Source organism: Pseudomonas sp. REP124, assembly GCF_020164475.1.
In the GTDB taxonomy this organism is placed as follows: domain Bacteria; phylum Pseudomonadota; class Gammaproteobacteria; order Pseudomonadales; family Pseudomonadaceae; genus Aquipseudomonas.
The window spans coordinates 1-16,083 of record NZ_JAIQWX010000065.1 but is presented as its reverse complement, the minus strand read 5'-3'; the positions used below and the strand labels follow the sequence as shown (position 1 = coordinate 16,083).

The 16,083-nt window shown below is 62.7% G+C and carries 18 protein-coding genes; all 18 read left to right on the top strand.

Annotated elements, in window-relative coordinates; all coding sequences use genetic code 11:
- Positions 1-109 precede the first annotated feature (109 nt).
- The 18 genes from K9857_RS16920 to K9857_RS16835 all read left to right on the top strand — a co-directional run bounded on the left by K9857_RS16920 (position 110) and on the right by K9857_RS16835 (position 15,799).
- Positions 110-2,062 (top strand): YncE family protein, encoded by a 1,953-nt coding sequence (locus tag K9857_RS16920; RefSeq protein ID WP_224537636.1) that lies wholly within the window; start codon positions 110-112, stop codon positions 2,060-2,062.
- Between the two features lie 28 nt (positions 2,063-2,090).
- Positions 2,091-2,747: an SCO family protein gene (locus K9857_RS16915; RefSeq protein WP_224537634.1), complete on the top strand. Its 657-nt coding sequence runs from the start codon at positions 2,091-2,093 to the stop codon at positions 2,745-2,747.
- On the top strand, positions 2,744-3,385 hold the full coding sequence (locus tag K9857_RS16910) for an SCO family protein (RefSeq protein ID WP_224537632.1): 642 nt from the start codon (positions 2,744-2,746) through the stop codon (positions 3,383-3,385). The genes K9857_RS16915 and K9857_RS16910 overlap by 4 nt, the downstream gene beginning before the upstream one ends.
- A 9-nt stretch (positions 3,386-3,394) precedes the next feature.
- On the top strand, positions 3,395-4,945 hold the full coding sequence (locus K9857_RS16905) for an ABC transporter substrate-binding protein (protein WP_224537631.1): 1,551 nt from the start codon (positions 3,395-3,397) through the stop codon (positions 4,943-4,945).
- A gap of 13 nt (positions 4,946-4,958) precedes the next feature.
- Positions 4,959-5,942: a peptidylprolyl isomerase gene (locus tag K9857_RS16900; RefSeq protein ID WP_224537630.1), complete on the top strand. Its 984-nt coding sequence runs from the start codon at positions 4,959-4,961 to the stop codon at positions 5,940-5,942.
- Between the two features lie 227 nt (positions 5,943-6,169).
- On the top strand, positions 6,170-6,703 hold the full coding sequence (locus K9857_RS16895; protein WP_411961579.1) for a response regulator: 534 nt from the start codon (positions 6,170-6,172) through the stop codon (positions 6,701-6,703).
- A gap of 84 nt (positions 6,704-6,787) precedes the next feature.
- Entirely contained in the window at positions 6,788-8,494 is a 1,707-nt protein-coding gene (locus tag K9857_RS16890) for a GspE/PulE family protein (protein ID WP_224537626.1), read from the top strand.
- A complete protein-coding gene (locus K9857_RS16885) occupies positions 8,475-9,278 on the top strand; it encodes a hypothetical protein (protein ID WP_224537624.1) in 804 nt (267 codons plus the stop codon). The genes K9857_RS16890 and K9857_RS16885 overlap by 20 nt, the downstream gene beginning before the upstream one ends.
- Position 9,279: 1 nt before the next feature.
- The gene (locus K9857_RS16880; protein WP_224537622.1) at positions 9,280-9,837 is read left to right on the top strand and encodes a PilN domain-containing protein; all 558 of its coding nucleotides are present in this window, start codon (positions 9,280-9,282) and stop codon (positions 9,835-9,837) included.
- Positions 9,824-10,372: a GspMb/PilO family protein gene (locus K9857_RS16875; protein WP_224537621.1), complete on the top strand. Its 549-nt coding sequence runs from the start codon at positions 9,824-9,826 to the stop codon at positions 10,370-10,372. Before K9857_RS16880 ends, K9857_RS16875 begins: the two co-directional genes overlap by 14 nt.
- Positions 10,372-10,890: a hypothetical protein gene (locus K9857_RS16870; RefSeq protein ID WP_224537619.1), complete on the top strand. Its 519-nt coding sequence runs from the start codon at positions 10,372-10,374 to the stop codon at positions 10,888-10,890. The genes K9857_RS16875 and K9857_RS16870 overlap by 1 nt, the downstream gene beginning before the upstream one ends.
- Complete coding sequence (locus K9857_RS16865; protein WP_224537618.1) at positions 10,887-12,743, top strand: secretin N-terminal domain-containing protein; 1,857 nt, start codon at positions 10,887-10,889, stop codon at positions 12,741-12,743. The genes K9857_RS16870 and K9857_RS16865 overlap by 4 nt, the downstream gene beginning before the upstream one ends.
- A gap of 2 nt (positions 12,744-12,745) precedes the next feature.
- Complete coding sequence (locus K9857_RS16860) at positions 12,746-13,219, top strand: type II secretion system protein (protein WP_224537617.1); 474 nt, start codon at positions 12,746-12,748, stop codon at positions 13,217-13,219.
- A gap of 4 nt (positions 13,220-13,223) precedes the next feature.
- Entirely contained in the window at positions 13,224-13,598 is a 375-nt protein-coding gene (locus tag K9857_RS16855; protein ID WP_175380306.1) for a type II secretion system protein, read from the top strand.
- Positions 13,573-14,109: a type II secretion system protein gene (locus K9857_RS16850; protein WP_175380307.1), complete on the top strand. Its 537-nt coding sequence runs from the start codon at positions 13,573-13,575 to the stop codon at positions 14,107-14,109. Before K9857_RS16855 ends, K9857_RS16850 begins: the two co-directional genes overlap by 26 nt.
- Entirely contained in the window at positions 14,106-14,495 is a 390-nt protein-coding gene (gene csgE, locus K9857_RS16845) for a curli production assembly/transport protein CsgE (RefSeq protein WP_224537615.1), read from the top strand. Before K9857_RS16850 ends, csgE begins: the two co-directional genes overlap by 4 nt.
- Positions 14,492-14,908: a curli assembly protein CsgF gene (locus K9857_RS16840; protein ID WP_224537613.1), complete on the top strand. Its 417-nt coding sequence runs from the start codon at positions 14,492-14,494 to the stop codon at positions 14,906-14,908. The genes csgE and K9857_RS16840 overlap by 4 nt, the downstream gene beginning before the upstream one ends.
- A 30-nt stretch (positions 14,909-14,938) precedes the next feature.
- Positions 14,939-15,799: a CsgG/HfaB family protein gene (locus tag K9857_RS16835; protein ID WP_224537612.1), complete on the top strand. Its 861-nt coding sequence runs from the start codon at positions 14,939-14,941 to the stop codon at positions 15,797-15,799.
- Positions 15,800-16,083: the final 284 nt, after the last annotated feature.

Sequence of the window (16,083 nt, the reverse complement as noted above, 5' to 3'; positions counted from 1 at the left end):
GAAGGGGACACCTCGGTTTCAAGCGGTGGCTGATAAAGCATTCGCGGGCAAGCCTCGCTCCTACAGATACAGGTGGGTCGTGGGCAAGGATCTGAACGGGAGTTTTGCAATGAACAGGACCATCACAATTGCCAGTTGTGCACTCGCCGTCGGCGCTGCGCTGATCTGGTACGGCGTATCGCGCACGACACCGCCAACCCTGCTCAGCGAGGTCGCGCTGCCCAACACCTGGAAAGGTCAGACCCTTGAGCGCGACGGTGTGTCGGTGGCGCTCGAAGTGCGGGCGCTGGCCAAGGACGGGGTACTGCGCGAAGGCGAGTTCGCCGACGTGCAATTTCGCGTGACGGACAAGGCCTCCGGTCAGCCGCTGGCGGGCGTCGCTCCCGGTGCATGGATCGACCCGGAGGTGACCGCCGCCGATCAGGCCCAGGGCCGCGACAAGAGCTGCAAGTCGCGGGTGAGCACCTTCCTCAGATCGAACATCGGCGCACGGCCGCTGCTCGACCTCAACAGTTATTTCCTGCTGGTGATGAACCGCGATGCCAGTGTCATGGTGGTGGATCCGTCTGTCTCGGTGGGCGGCATCACCAGCACCATGGCGCGGATCGACATCAAGCAACCGCCGATGGACTGGGTCACTCCCAAGGACAACAAGCGGGTATTCGTCTCGATGCCCACCGCTGACGAAGTTGCGGTGATCGACAGCGAACAGTTCAAGGTGATCGACTCGGTGGCCGCCGGCAGTAACCCGGTGCGCGTGGCCCTGCAACCGGACGAGCGCCTGCTGTGGGTCGGCAACAACGCCAAGACCGCTGAGCTATCAGGCGTGACTGTGATCGACAGCGTGAGCCTCAAGACCCTCAAGCACCTGCCAACCGGCAGCGGCCACCACGAAATCGCCTTCAGCAAGGACAGCCGCTTCGCCTTCGTTACCAACCGCGACGACGGCACCCTGAGCATCATCGACATCGCCAGCCTGACCCTGATCAAACAGCTCAAGACCGGCTCACATCCGCTGTCGGTGGTCTACTCGCCACTGTCCGGTGCCGCCTACGTGGCCGATGGCAGGGACGGCACGGTGACGGTGGTCGACGCCGCGAGCCAGTCGGTGCGGCGGGTGATCAAGCTCAAGCAGGGCCTGGGCCCGATGGGCTTCAGCGCCGACGGTCGCTTCGGCATCGTGCTCAACACCCTGGAAAACCAGGCGTCGGTGATCGACGCCGCCAACGACGCACTGATCCATGACCTTGACGTGTCCGCCGAGCCTTACCAGGTGGTGTTCACCAAGAACTACGCCTACGTTCGCGGGCTGGCATCGTCCAAGGTGACCATGATCAACCTGGCGTCGCTGGGCGAAGGCCGCAAGCCGATCACCCAGGGTTTCGAAGCCGGCACCCAGTCGCCGCGCATGGCCGGTGACTTGCCGCTGGCCTCGAGCCTGGCGGTGTCGCGGGACGAGAACTCGGTGTACGTGGTCAACCCGGTGGACAACACCACCTACTTCTACGCCGAAGGCATGAACGCGCCGATGTCCGGTTACCCCAACCGCGGGCAAGTGGCGCGGGCAGCGATGGTCATCGACCGCAGCCTGCGCGAAGTCGAACCAGGGCTGTACAGCTCGCGGATCAAACTGCCGCCGGCCGGGCGTTTCGACGTGGCTTTCCTGCTCAATCAACCGAGCATCGTGCACTGCTTCAGCACCGTGGTGGAGACCAACGACAGCGCCCCGCAAACCGCCGGCGTGCCGAAAGTGGAGTTCATGCTCGACAAATCCACCACGCATCTGGGCAGCCCTTACACCGTGCGGTTCCGCATCGTCCAGGGCAAACAGAAGACCAGCCGCAGCGGCGTGACAGACGTGCAGGTGCGTTACTTCCTGGCTCCCAGTTCACGGCCACAAACGGTCACCGCGCGGGACGTCGGCGACGGCGTCTATGAAGCCCCGGTCACCCTGAACCAGAACGGCGCCTGGTACCTGCACGTCCGTGCCGCGTCCCTGGGCATGAACTTCGGCGATCAAACATTTGCCAGCGTTCGGGTGTTGCCGGAGCACGCGCATTGAAAGCACGCTCATTGAAGAGGACATCGACATGAACCGATTTGCACAAAGTGGACTGCTGACACTCTGCCTGCTAGCCGTCGGCATCGGCCAGGCCATGGCCCATTCGACGGATGAACACGCCGGCCACGACATGTCGGCCAAGAGCGCTTCCTCGGAGAGCGCCCAGGTCAAGTTCGCCGACGTGACCCTGGTGGATCAGAACGGCAAGAACGTGAGCCTGGAAAAGGACCTGGTCAGCAACAAGATCGTGGTCATGAGCTTCATCTACACCAGTTGCACCACGGTCTGCCCGGTGGTGTCCTCGATCATGGGCAAGGTGCAGACCCAGCTGGGCGCGCGGGTCGGTGAGGAAGTGCAGCTGGTGTCGATCAGCATCGACCCGCAGCGCGACGACGCCAAGCGTTTGAACGAATACGCCCGCGCCTTCCAGAAAGGGCCGGGCTGGAGCTGGCTCACAGGTTCCCCGCAGTCGGTCAACGAAACCCTCAAGGGCCTGGGCAGTTTCAGCGGTGACTTCAAGAGCCATCAGCCGCTGATTCTGGTGGGCGACGGCAACAGCCGCCACTGGACCCGTTACTACGGTTTCACCGATCCGAAAGTGCTCAGCCAGCAGGTCGAGAAACTCAGCGGCGAACGCAACGTCCACGCCAAGCACACCGCCATCGCCATGGAGCATCAGCCATGAAAGCCCTCGCCTTGATCTGCCTGACTTTATGCTTTTGCGTCGTTAGCTTCATGGCGTTTTCCCACGAGGGTCATGTGCAACCGGCGCCTGGTTCGGAAGTGGCGGCATCGTCAGCTCCCGCTGCACAACCGGCGGGTGGCACCCGCGACGCCAAGACCTGGTTCACCGATACGCCCCTGCAGGACCAGAACGGCAACACCCTGCGTTTCTACAGCGATGCCCTGCAGAACCGTGTGGTGCTGCTCAACGTGATTTTCACCAGCTGCAACGATGCCTGCCCGCTGATCACCCAGAAGCTCAAGGAAGTACGTGAAGTGCTGGGCGACAAGGCGGACGGCGTGACCTTTATCTCCCTTACCAGTGATCCGCTGCGCGATACACCGGCGGTACTCAAGGCTTACACCTTGAAGCAGGGCGTCGATGGGCCCCACTGGCTTTTTCTAACTGGCGACAAGGCGCAAATGGACCTTGTATTGAGCCGAATCGGCCAGATCGTGCCGACTCCAGAGCAACATTCGACCCAGCTGATTGTCGGCGATGTGGCCAACAAGCGCTGGAGCAAGATCCGTCCCGATGCCCCGGCCGCCGCCATTGCCCAGCGCTTGCAGCTGCTGACAATGCCCGTGGCCGGTCGCTGAGTCCGGGTCATGAAAAGCGCCCTGATCCTCGGCCTGCTGCTCTGTTGCGGTCTGAACCTGGCTGCCCAGGCGCTGACATTGAATGCCAATGAAAGCGCCGGCAAACGCCTGTACCGCGAGGGCGTGTCGGCCAGCGGTGAGCCGATCATGGCGCGGATCGGCGCGGCGGGCACGCTATTGCCGGCCACCAGCCTGCCGTGCGCCAACTGCCATGGTGCCGACGGCCAGGGGCGTCCGGAAGGCGGGGTGCGGCCGCCGGAGTTGAGCTGGTCGCGGCTGACCAGCACTTACGGTCAGCAACAGATCAACGGGCGCAGCTACCCGTCCTATACCGACGGCACCCTGGCCCGTGCGGTGCAGGAAGGGCGCGACCCGGCCAACAACCATCTGGACCCGGCGATGCCGCGCTTCGTGCTGTCGATGAACGATCAGCGCAACCTCACGGCGTATTTGAAACGCCTGGCCGACGACCGCGATCCGGGCCTGAGCCCCGACAGCCTGCACCTGGGCACCTTACTGCCGAACAGCGGCGCGCTGGGCGAGGAGGGCGCCACGGTGGCGGCGGTGCTGCGTGGCAGCGTGGCGCGCATCAACGAGGCGGGCGGCATTCATGGCCGGCAGTTGCGCCTGACGATTCTCGATCCGGGGCCCGACCGCGCCAGCGCCGAGCAGGCCCTCAACCGGCTGATCGAACAGGAACAGGTCTTCGCCCTGATTGCCCCGCTGGTGCCGGCGCTGGACTCGGAACTGGCGTCACGCCTGGATCAGGCCGGCGTGCCGCTGATCGGACCGCTGTCGCTGCAGGGGGCGGCCCAGGCCAGCCGGCAGATCTTCGAGCCGCTGCCGGGGTTGCGCGAACAGATGATCGCCCTGGCCGATTACGCCGCCGCCAGCCTGCGGGTGCTCCAGGGGCCGACGCTGATCGCCTACCCGGACGAACCCGGCCAGCGCGAGGCGGCGCAGAAGCTCGCCCAATACCTGCAAGACAACGCCTGGCAGAAAGTCCGTCTGCAAGCCTATCAATCGGCGCAGGACGACCTGCCTCTGGGCTCGCGCTCGGTGTTCTACCTGGGCAGCAGCACAGGCTTCAGCAGCTTGGCCGCACGCTTGGAGACGGCGGGGCAGGTGCCTTACCTGTTCGCCGCCTCGAATCAGGTCGCGGGCGACTTGCTGCAAGTGCCCAGCGGATTTTCCCGGCGGGTGTTCCTGGCGTATCCGTTCGTGCCCAGCGACTGGACCCAGGCCGGGCGCATGGCCCTGACCCAGTTGCGCGAGCGTCAACGCCTGGGCGGCGAACATGCGGTGCTGCAGGTCGGCGCGTACAGCTCGATGATGCTGCTCAGCGAAGGCATGAAACAGGCCGGGCGCGACGCCAGCCGCGAAAAACTGGTGAGCGCTCTGGAGAGCCTGCATGACTTCGACACCGGCCTGACCCCGCTGATCAGCTTCGGTCCGGGCCGCCGCCTGGGCCTGAGCGGCGCCCACGTGGTCACCGTGGACTTGCCCGACCAGCGTTTCTATCTGGTTGCCCCTTACAAACCCATTACCGCCATGCCTTGACTGGAGGTCGAACATGAAGCTCAACACGGTGCTGGTTATGTTGTCGTTGTGGGTGCCCATGACATTCAGCAGCCATGCGTTCAGCAGCAATGAACCGATCGCGGCACGGGTCAACGGCGAGGAAATCACCCAGATGCGCCTGGAGCGCTACTTCGCCGAGTACCTGGAGGATCAGGGCAGGGCGGTGGCAAGCATCCGTAACCCCACGGCCTATAAAAAGCTGCGCAATGCTGCGCTGGATGCGCTGATCGACAAGGAACTGCTGTGGCAGGAAGCGCAAAAGCGCGGGGTGCAGATCAGCGACGCCAGGGTGCAGAGCCAGGTCGACCAGACCCGTCAAGCCATGGGCGGAGCGCAATCGTTTGCACGCAGGCTTGAGGATGCCGGCTTCAATGAGGCAACCTACACCGATTACACCCGTCGCGAGCTGGCGGCACAGCAGGTTTACGCCGAACTCAACCAGGCTGAGATCCAGAAGGCCGGTCAGCCGGACGAGAAGGAGGTCAAGGCGTTCTTCGACGAGCATCGTGCCGAGATGAACCAGCCTGAACAGATTCAGGTCAGGCATATCCTGATCAAGGTGCCTCAGGGTGCGGAGGCTTCCACTGAAGCCGCCGCAAGACTACGCTTGGAGGCAATCCGTAAAAAAATCGGACAGCCTGCGGACTTTGCCATTGTCGCGCGCGAGTCGTCCGAAGATGAATCCGCCAGCCAGGGCGGCGAACTGGGCTACTTCCCCCGTGGACGTATGATGCCCGAGTTCGAGGCGGCGGCTTTCGCCCTGGCACCGGGGGCCATCAGCGAACCGGTGCGTACGCCAGTTGGATGGCATTTGATCTATTTAGAGAACCGAATGGAGGCAAGCGATGTCACACAAGAGCAAGGACTTGACATGGTACGGGCGTACCTTGCCCGACAGAAACATGTCCAGGCTCGCCTGCAGGTTCTGGCGCAATTGCGCGCCGGCAACCGGATCGAACGAATCGACGACGAATGAAGGCTTGCCCCCAAAAGTGGGGAATGGCTTCGACGCGCACCCGTTCGGTTTCCCCCGTTTGTGGGGAATGGGGGACGTGGACAAAAAGGCATTGTCAGTAAATTCAAGGACATGAAGACTTAAAATTACCGGCGCTCAGCCTGGCATGAAGTGTGCGTTAGACCTATCAAGGCGCGCACTCTACCAGGTTCGGTATTCGGACCTGCGGTTTCAAGGAGTCCACCTTGTTGAACAAAAAAGTACTGGTTGTTGAAGACGAACAGCTGCTGGCGGAAAACCTGCAAGGTTACCTGCAGGCGCAAGCACTGGAAGTCCGGATAGCTCACAACGGTGAGACGGCGATTGGCGAAGCCGAACGCTTTTCACCCGATGTGATGGTGTTCGATTACCGTTTGCCCGATATGGAAGGCTTTCAGGTGCTCGATGCCGTCCGCCAGAACAGGAAATGCCATTTCGTGCTGATTACGGGGCACCCCACCGCAGAGGTTTGCGAAAGGGCCCGGGAGCTGGGAGTCAGCCACATCCTGTTCAAACCTTTTCCATTGGCGGAATTGGCCCGTGCAGTCTGCGATCTTCTTGAGGTGAAACGCGAACCCAACGCGAACGCGAGCCCATCCGAAGGCTTTGTCGAACGACGCCAGAGCAGGACCGAAAGTTTCCCGCTGCAGTTGTACGACGGAAGTTGGGTGCTTGCGGATCGCCGACGAGGTTCAACGGTATCCAAAGCGCCAGACGACGAACAACTGCTCACCGGGGAGTAATGGCGCGACAAGACGTTCCGGCACCCGCCGCAATTGCTCGCCGCGCCGACAGGGCTCAAAGCCCCGGGCGTTGGAGAGCAAGCCATGGACCGTCTGTCACTTGTCGTCGATGCTGTGCCGCTGGACTGCGTACCGACCCGGTTTACCAGTGAACAATTAGCCCAGGCTCGCATCCTGGCCGCCGCTTCCGGCGAACGCGTCCTCAATGCCCTTGCCGACCTGAGCGAACTGGCGCCGATGCCGTTCATTCAGTGTCTGGGCGCCACCCTGCATTATCCGGTGCTCGACACCGACGCCCTGTTCCAGGCGACGCCGGTATTCGACCGGGTCACCCTGGCCCAATGCCTCAAGCGCGAATTCATCCTGCTGCGTCACGACGATGCGGTCATCGGTGTGTTCGCCGACCCCTTCGACACCGCGCGCCTGGCCTGGATCGACGATTGCCTGCACGGCGCGCCGCTGCACCTGGTGCACGCCGACGACCTCAAAGCCTACCTGGCACGCCACGAAGAGAGCTTCCACGCGGTGGAATCGCTCAATGCGCAGTCGGACGGCAATATCGAAATCGACAACCTGCAGACCCTGTCGCTGACCAGCATCAGCGAAGACTCCAGCGTAGTGGTCAAGCTGGTCAACTCGACCCTGTACGATGCCCTGAAGATGCACGCCAGTGACATCCATCTGGGCACCACCGGCAGCGGCCTGGTGATCAAGTACCGCATCGATGGCGTGCTCAACAATATCTCCAAGATCCAGGGCAGCGAGTTCGCCGAACAGGTGATCTCCCGGGTCAAGGTCATGGCCGAACTGGACATCGGCGAAAAACGCGTGCCACAGGACGGTCGCTTCAAGATCGGCATCAACGGTCGGCAGATCGACTTCCGGGTGTCGATCATGCCGAGCATTTTCGGCGAAGACGCAGTGCTGCGGGTGCTCGACAAACAGGACCTGGCCGACAAGGTCTGCGGCGTGCAGTTGCAGGCCCTGGGCTTCGAAGAGGAAACCCTGCGCCAGCTGCGCCGCCTGGCCGCCGAGCCCTACGGCATGGTGCTGGTGACCGGCCCCACCGGTAGCGGCAAGACCACCACCCTGTACGCGATGATCACCGAGATCAACCACGGCGTGGACAAGATCATCACCATCGAAGACCCGGTGGAATATCAACTGCCGGGCGTGCTGCAAATCCCGGTCAACGAAAAGAAAGGCCTGACCTTCGCCCGCGGCCTGCGCTCGATCCTGCGTCACGACCCGGACAAGATCATGGTCGGTGAGATCCGCGACCCGGACACCGCACAGATCGCCGTGCAATCGGCCCTCACCGGGCACCTGGTGTTCACCACCATCCACGCGAACAACGTGTTCGACGTGATCGGCCGTTTCACCCAGATGGAAATCGATCCCTACAGCCTGGTCTCGGCGCTCAATGCGGTGCTGGCCCAGCGTCTGATCCGTCTGGTCTGCGCCACGTGCAGCGCGCCTTACACCCCAAGCGCCGAAGAACTGGAAGCCTCGGGCCTGGATCCGCAACAGGTCGACCACTACCACTTCGTGCACGGCAAGGGCTGCGGTCACTGCCGCGGCACCGGTTATCGCGGCCGTAGCGCCATCGCCGAGCTGCTGCACCTGGACGACGAACTGCGGCAGATGATCGTCGAGCGCCAGCCGATCACCAAAATCAAGGCGCACGCCTGCAAACATGGACTGCACCTGCTGCGCGAATCCGCGCTGGAGTTGGTGCAACAAGGCCGGACCACTCTCGAGGAGATCAATCGTGTCACTTTTATCTCGTGAGCGTTTTGTCGCCGTCATCGGCGCCAGTGGTGTCGGCCTGGGTCAGCGTCAGGGCAGTCAAACCCTGTGGCTGGGCAGCGTCGGCTACATCGACGAAGGCTTCGGCGCCTGGACCGTGGCCCTGGAAACCCTCGACCGCCTGCTGGGCGAGCATGCCCGCGCAGGCTCGGAGCTGACCGTGGTGGTTTCCGGTCACTTCAGCCGCTTCTGCCTGGTGCCCTGGAGTGAGCAGATCAGCAGCCCCGACGAACTGCAGGGTTTCGCCCAACTGTGCTTCGAAGACCTGTACGGCGTGGCGAACCAGCCCTGGAGCCTGGTGCTCTCGGCCGAGCCTGCCGGCTACGACCGGATCGCCACGGCGCTGCCACAGGATTTGCTGGAGCGTCTGCGCGCACTGGCCAGCGCTCGCAAACTGCATCTGAAGTCGGTGCAGCCGTACCTGATGGCGGCCTTCAACCACTTCGACAAGAGCTTCGAAACCGGCGACTTCCTGTTCGTGGTCGCAGAACCCGTACGCAGCGTGTTGCTGGTCGCCCGCGAAGGGCGCTGGACCTCGGTGCGTTCGGTGGGCAGCAACGACAGCGATGCCGCGCTGACCGCGCTGATCGGCCGTGAAAGCCAGCTGCTGGCCTCCACCAGCGAACGGCCGCTGAACGTTTACCTGCACGCTCCGGCGCGCATCGAATCGCACCCCGAGATTCACGGCGTGCACCTGCGGACCCTCGAAGAGGACCGGGCTGGCGTACACGATTGCCTGTACGTCATGTCCCGGGCGGTGGCCTGATATGCGCGCCTTGATGCTCGACTTTCAACCCCGCAGCCGGTCGACCCCTTTGGGCTGGAGCCTGCTGGCCGTCGGTGTGGTACTGGCGCTGACCTGCATGGTGGTTCAGCAACACCTGAGCGGGGAGGCCGAACAACAGCAAGGCCACCTGCAGACCACCCAGCGCGTACTCAGCGGCGACACAGGTACCGGCACCGGCGGCAAAGTCAGCCTGAGCCCGGCGGAAACCCGCGAACAGGCACAGAACCTGGCGGAAATGCGCAAGGTCTCGCAACAGCTGCGCCGCCCTTGGGAGCGCCTGTTCTCCACCCTTGAAGCCATGCCTCGGGAAAACGTCGCACTGCTGAGCCTGACTCCGGATGCACGCAAGGGCCAGGTGCGGATCAGCGCCGAAGCCCGGGACCTGGAAGCCATGCTCGACTTCCACCAGCGCCTGGAGGCAACCGACGAGCTGTCCGACGTGTCGCTGCTGAGCCACGAAATCGTGACCAACGTGCCGGAGCAACCGGTTCGTTTCAACCTGTCGGCCACTTGGGAGATCGGCGATGCAAATCCCTAAATTGATCGTCCGTGAATACCTGCAACGTCTGGGCGTGCCTGGCCTGGCTGGCATGGCCCTGGTGGTGGTTGCGCTGGTGTACGGCCTGGCCGGTCTGCTGCCGGACTGGCAGTCGCTGCAAAGCCTCAGCCAGCAGACCCGCGAAGCCCGCGAGTACCTGGCCAAGGTCGAAGACGGCACGGTGGCCGCTCCGGTGGTGCCGCAGCGCCAGCTCGATGATTTCCGCAGCAAGTTGCCGTCGCAGCCGCAGGCCACCGTCGCCATCGACAAGATCTACGCCTTGGCCGCCCAGGAACGCATCACCCTGGCACGGGGCGAGTACTCGCTGGGGATCGATCCGAAGACTCACCTGGCCCGCTATCAGATTCTGCTGCCGGTGCGTGGCAGCTACCCGCAACTGCGGCGCTTCATGCACGCCTTGCTCGGGCAGTTGCCGGCGGTGGTGGTGGAAGACCTGGAGTTGCAACGCAAGAAGATCGCCGACACCGACCTTAACGGACGGATCCGCATGACCCTTTACCTGTCGAGGTCATGATGAACAGCAAACGAGTAGTGGGTTGGGTGGCGTTCCTGGGTGCGGCGGCAGCGCTGACCTGGTTCTCCGATGCCTTCAAACCGGCCGAAGAAGCCGATGTGGAAGTGGCCGCCGTGGCCACGCCCGCCAAGGCCAGCGCCGACGGCAAAACGCCGGCCGCCAAGGCTGCAGCGGCGCCAGCGGCAATCAAGGACCTGGGCCCGGCCGGCGATCTGTTCGCTGCCCGCAGCTGGAAAGCGGCGCCGACCCTGGCCGTCGTCACCGAGCAACCCGTCACCGTCGCCCCGGTCGTGCAGGCCCCGACTGCACCACCGATGCCGTTCCAGTTCGTCGGCCGGATGGATGACCGTACCGATCTGCAGGTGTTCTTGCAGAACGGCGAGAAGATTTACGTCGTGCGCAAAGGGGATGTAATCGACGAAACATGGAAGATCGAGCGGATTTCCGACATGGAACTGAGCCTGGTCTATCTGCCTCTGCATTTGTCCCAGACTCTGTCTGTAGGGAGCGCGCAATGAACAAATCCCGTCTGTTTTTGAGCATGTGCCTGTGTGCCGGTCTGGCTGCCTGCAGCTCGGCCCAGGTGGCCAAGGATGAAGGCGTCAGCCTGATGGAATCGGGTCAGTACGAAGCCGGCCTGGCGCGGATCGAAGAAGGTTTGCGCGAAAACCCACGGGACACCGAACTTCACCTGGCGCTGACCAGCGGCCGCGCGCGCGCCGTGACCGCGCTGCTGGCCCAAGGCGACATGGCCCGCACCCAGCGCGACTTCGCCACCGCTCGCCTGACCTACGGGCGGGTGCTGGCCATCGAGCCGAACAACCGTCGCGCCCAGGACAACATCCGTCAGCTCGATCACATGCGCAGCCTCGACGAAAAACTCGAACTGGCCCGTGGCGATCTGCGTCGCGGTGACATCTACGGGGCCGACCGTCAGGTCAAACAGATCCTCGAACTGGACCCCAACAACGAAGGCGCCCTGGAACTGCAAAGCAACGTCCGTCTGGTGCAGAGCCGCAACGTGATTCAGTACCCGCAGCTGCGCACCCGCCTGGACAAGCCGGTGACCCTGGAATTTCGCGATGCCAATCTGAAGACCATTTTCGAAGTGCTGTCCCAGGTCGCCGGTCTGAACTTCATCTTCGACAAGGACCTGCGCCCGGACATGAAAGCCACCATCTTCGTGCGTGACGTGCGCATCGAGGACGCCGTGGCGCTGCTGCTGCAACAGAACCAGCTGCACCAGAAAGTGGTGAACGAAAACACCCTGCTGATCTACCCGGATTCGCCGCAGAAGCTCAAGGATTATCAAGAGCTGGTGATGCGCACTTTCTACCTGACCAGCATCGATGCCAACACCGCGCTGAACATGGTAAAGACCATGCTCAAGACCCGTGACGTGTTCGTCGATGAGCGCCTCAACACCCTGACCATGCGCGACACCGGCGACGCGATCCGCATGGCCGAGAAGCTGCTGCAATCGCAGGATCAGTCCAACCCTGAAGTGGTGCTGGAAGTGGAAGTGATGGAAGTCGCCACCCAGCGCATCCTTGATCTTGGCCTGCAATGGCCGAACACCTTCGGCGTGGTCAACAGCGATGGTTCGGCAGTGACCCTGCTCGATCAGCTCAAGGGCATCAACTCCAGCCGGATCACCATCTCGCCGTCGCCGCAGGCCAAGATCAACGCCCAGGACAACGACATCAACACCCTGGCAAGCCCGGTGATCCGCGTCAGCAACCGTGAACAGGCGCGTATCCACATCGGTCAGCGCGTGCCGATCATCAGCGCCACTTCGGTGCCGTCGACCCAAGGGCCGGTGATCACCGAAAGCGTGACTTACCTGGACGTCGGTCTGAAACTGGAAGTGCAGCCAACCGTACACCTGAACAACGAAGTGGCGATCAAGGTTGCGCTGGAAGTGAGTAACGCCACGCCGCTGGAACCGACCCGCCAAGGCACCATTCCGGTCCAGGTCGACACCCGCAACGCCCAGACCACCCTGCGTCTGCACGATGGCGAAACCCAGATCCTCGCCGGCCTGATGCGTAACGACCATGGCTCCACTGGCAACAAGATTCCGGGGCTGGGCGACATTCCGGGTATTGGCCGCCTGTTCGGCAGCAACAAGGACACCGTGGGCAAATCCGAGCTGGTGCTGTCGATCACTCCACGGGTGGTGCGCAACCTGCCGTACCAGAGCCCGTCGGACATGGAGTTCACCACCGGCACCGAAACCAGCATGCACATCCAGGCGCCGGATCGCAGCCTGCAGTCGTCGGTACAACCACAGCAACTGGATCGGCCGATTGCCACCAACACCAGCGTCAACCCCAACACCAACGTCGAAATCAGCGTCGGGAAGCCTTGATCATGAACGCCTCGCAACGCGGGTTCACCCTGATCGAAGTCGTCGTCACGCTGGCCCTGATCGGCCTGCTGGCCGGCATGGCCGCGCCGCTGACCGAGACCCTGGTGCGCCGTGGCAAGGAGCAGGATCTGCGCACTGCGCTGTACCAGATCCGCGATGCCATCGATGCCTACAAACGGGCCTTCGATGCGGGCTACATCGAGAAGTCGCTGGACAGCAGCGGCTATCCGCCGAACCTGAAAGTGCTGGTCGAGGGCGTGCGTGACGTGCGCAGTGCCAAGGGCGCCAAGTTCTACTTCCTGCGGCGCATTCCCCACGACCCGCTGGCGACGGTCAAGCGTGACGACGAAGGTGGTTGGGGCCTGCGCTCCTACGACAGTTCGGCGGAAAACCCACGGGATGGCCAGGACGTCTTCGACGTCTACTCCAAGGCCCGTGGCAAAGGCCTCAACGGCATCGCGTACCGGGAGTGGTGAGCATATGCGCCGGCAAAAGGGATTTACCCTGTTGGAACTGATGGTGGTCATGGCAATCATCGCAACCCTGATGACCATTGCCTTGCCACGCTACTTCAACAGCCTGGAGGCCTCCAAGGAGACCACGCTGCGTCAGAGCCTGTCGGCCATGCGCGAGGCGCTGGATCACTACTACGGCGACACCGGGCGTTACCCCGATTCCCTCGATCAACTGGTGGAACTGCGCTACCTGCGCAACCCGCCGATGGACCCGATTGCCGAGCGCAAGGACACCTGGGTCATGGTGCCACCGCCTGAAGGCGTCGCTGGCGGCGTGTCGGACATCAAGAGCGGTGCCACAGGGAGGGCGCGTGATGGCAGCCTTTATTCCGAGTGGTAAGCCGGCTTCCCAGGGTGGTTTCACCTACCTGGGCGTGCTGATGCTGATTGTGGTGATGGGCATGGGCCTGGCCAGTGCCGGTGAACTGTGGGCCACCGCCTCGCGCCGCGACCGGGAAAACCAGTTGCTCTGGGTCGGCACCCAGTACGCCCAGGCGCTGCGCAGCTACTACCGCAGTTCGCCTGGCCTGGCCCAGTACCCGAAAGAGCTGGCCGACCTGTTGCAGGACGAGCGTTTTCCCAGCGCCAAACATCATCTGCGCCAGCTCTATCCGGACCCGATCAATGGCGGTGAATGGTTTTTGATGCGCGGCTTCGACGGGCGTATTACCGGCATCAGCAGCGCGTCCACCGACAAGCCGCTCAAGCAGACGGGCTTTCCCGCGCAGTGGTCGGACTTCAATGGCATGGCCAGCTACAAGGATTGGCAGTTCGTGGCCGAGAAAGCCTTTACCGATGGCACCGGCCCGGTCAAGGGTCAGTCCACCGCGCCACAGGCGTTGCAGCCATGAACCGCTTCTGCCTGGCGCTGATCCTGGTGCTGAGCGCCGGCGTGGCCTCGGCCGCGGAAGAGGACGAGATGCTCGGGTTCATCATCGACGACACGATCTCGCACATCGGTCACGACTTTTACTACTCGTTCAGTGAACGCCTGCGGGCCACCAGCCCGATGGATTTCAACCTGGTGGTACGCGAACGGCCATCGGCTCGCTGGGGCAGCCTGGTGACTGTGGAGTTTCAACAAAGACTGATTTATCGGCGCTTTCTGCCGCCGAACACCGTGGAGCTCAAGGACGAGGCCTATGACGCCGCCGACTGGGTACGCGGACAGATTGTGCAGAAAAAACTGGAAGCCTTGTTGCAGGACACCACGGACCTTGAGAGGGACGAATTATGAAAACAACAGTGATTTTGCAAAGCGCGGGTCTGTGCCTGCTGGGACTCGGCGCCAGTGCGCTGGTCCAGGCCACCGAGCTGGTCTACACCCCGGTCAACCCATCGTTCGGCGGCAACCCGTTGAACGGCACCTGGCTGCTCAATAACGCCCAGGCGCAGAACGACTACGACGACCCTGATTTGAAGAGTCGCACTGCGGCCACCGGTACCTCGGCCCTGGAACGCTTCAGCGCGCAGCTGCAATCGCGGTTGCTGGGGCAGTTGCTGGACAACATCAACAATGGCAACACGGGAAGCCTGTCCACCGACGCGTTCATCGTCAACGTCGTCGACGACTCGGGTGCACTGACGATTGAAGTGACCGATCGGGCTACAGGCGAAGTTTCCGAAATCAAGGTTAACGGCCTGAATTGATAGGGATTCGGATCGAGGGGAGTTAAGGACATGAAAAAGATAATTGCGCTAGGGCTGATGTTGGCGGCATTGACAGGTTGCAGTCTGCGCGAGCCGATGCCGGCCGAGCAGGACGAAAGAACCCCGACCCTGACCCCCAGGGCTTCGACCTACTACGACTTGATCAACATGCCTCGGCCAAAGGGTCGCTTGATGGCAGTGGTGTACGGTTTCCGCGACCAGACCGGTCAGTACAAACCGACCCCGGCCAGCTCGTTCTCCACCAGCGTCACCCAGGGCGCGGCGAGCATGCTGATGGACGCCATGCAGGCCAGCGGCTGGTTCGTGGTGCTCGAGCGTGAAGGGCTGCAGAACCTTCTGACCGAACGCAAGATCATCCGTGCCTCGCAGAAGAAACCCAACACCCCGGTGAACATCCAGTCCGAACTGCCACCGCTGCAGGCTGCGAACATGATGCTCGAGGGCGGGATCATCGCCTACGACACCAACGTGCGCAGCGGCGGGGAAGGGGCACGCTACCTGGGTATCGACATCTCCCGCGAGTACCGCGTGGACCAGGTCACCGTGAACCTGCGGGCAGTGGATGTGCGCAGCGGGCAGGTGCTGGCCAACGTGATGACCAGCAAGACCATCTACTCCGTGGCCCGCAGTGCCGGCGTGTTCAAGTTCATCGAGTTCAAGAAATTGCTGGAGGCCGAGGTCGGCTACACCACTAACGAACCTGCGCAATTGTGCGTGCTGTCGGCGATCGAAGCGGCCGTAGGGCACATGCTGGCGCAGGGGATCGAGCGGCGGTTGTGGCAGGTGGCGGGGGATAATTCGGTGACGGATTCCAATGAGACGCTGGATCGGTATCTGACTCAGAACAAGGTGGTGCCGGAGGAAGAGTGAACCGAGGCGGCCTGGATATACCCGGTTTCAATCTGTAGGAGCGAGGCTTGCCCGCGAAGGCGGCCTCACTGACGATGCTGATTTTTCTGATATACCCGGTCAAATTGTGGGAGCGAGCCTGCTCGCGATGGCGGTTTTGAGGTTGAGTACATATCCATTGCTGCGGTAACGGCCGCTTCTGGTTTCGCCCTGACGGTCGAGTCACTTTTGGCAAGCGCCCCAAAAGTAACCAAAAGGTCTCGCCCCGACGTTCGGTCCCTCGCCAAGGCTCGGGATCCCTTCGC

What these genes read in the sequence shown, in the direction of transcription:
- K9857_RS16920 (WP_224537636.1), top strand. Translation starts at nt 110, where the DNA reads ATGAACAGGACCATCACAATTGCCAGTTGTGCACTCGCCGTCGGCGCT.
- K9857_RS16915 (WP_224537634.1), top strand. Translation starts at nt 2,091, where the DNA reads ATGAACCGATTTGCACAAAGTGGACTGCTGACACTCTGCCTGCTAGCC.
- K9857_RS16910 (WP_224537632.1), top strand. Translation starts at nt 2,744, where the DNA reads ATGAAAGCCCTCGCCTTGATCTGCCTGACTTTATGCTTTTGCGTCGTT.
- K9857_RS16905 (WP_224537631.1), top strand. Translation starts at nt 3,395, where the DNA reads ATGAAAAGCGCCCTGATCCTCGGCCTGCTGCTCTGTTGCGGTCTGAAC.
- K9857_RS16900 (WP_224537630.1), top strand. Translation starts at nt 4,959, where the DNA reads ATGAAGCTCAACACGGTGCTGGTTATGTTGTCGTTGTGGGTGCCCATG.
- K9857_RS16890 (WP_224537626.1), top strand. Translation starts at nt 6,788, where the DNA reads ATGGACCGTCTGTCACTTGTCGTCGATGCTGTGCCGCTGGACTGCGTA.
- K9857_RS16880 (WP_224537622.1), top strand. Translation starts at nt 9,280, where the DNA reads ATGCGCGCCTTGATGCTCGACTTTCAACCCCGCAGCCGGTCGACCCCT.
- K9857_RS16875 (WP_224537621.1), top strand. Translation starts at nt 9,824, where the DNA reads ATGCAAATCCCTAAATTGATCGTCCGTGAATACCTGCAACGTCTGGGC.
- K9857_RS16870 (WP_224537619.1), top strand. Translation starts at nt 10,372, where the DNA reads ATGAACAGCAAACGAGTAGTGGGTTGGGTGGCGTTCCTGGGTGCGGCG.
- K9857_RS16865 (WP_224537618.1), top strand. Translation starts at nt 10,887, where the DNA reads ATGAACAAATCCCGTCTGTTTTTGAGCATGTGCCTGTGTGCCGGTCTG.
- K9857_RS16860 (WP_224537617.1), top strand. Translation starts at nt 12,746, where the DNA reads ATGAACGCCTCGCAACGCGGGTTCACCCTGATCGAAGTCGTCGTCACG.
- K9857_RS16855 (WP_175380306.1), top strand. Translation starts at nt 13,224, where the DNA reads ATGCGCCGGCAAAAGGGATTTACCCTGTTGGAACTGATGGTGGTCATG.
- K9857_RS16850 (WP_175380307.1), top strand. Translation starts at nt 13,573, where the DNA reads ATGGCAGCCTTTATTCCGAGTGGTAAGCCGGCTTCCCAGGGTGGTTTC.
- csgE (WP_224537615.1), top strand. Translation starts at nt 14,106, where the DNA reads ATGAACCGCTTCTGCCTGGCGCTGATCCTGGTGCTGAGCGCCGGCGTG.
- K9857_RS16840 (WP_224537613.1), top strand. Translation starts at nt 14,492, where the DNA reads ATGAAAACAACAGTGATTTTGCAAAGCGCGGGTCTGTGCCTGCTGGGA.
- K9857_RS16835 (WP_224537612.1), top strand. Translation starts at nt 14,939, where the DNA reads ATGAAAAAGATAATTGCGCTAGGGCTGATGTTGGCGGCATTGACAGGT.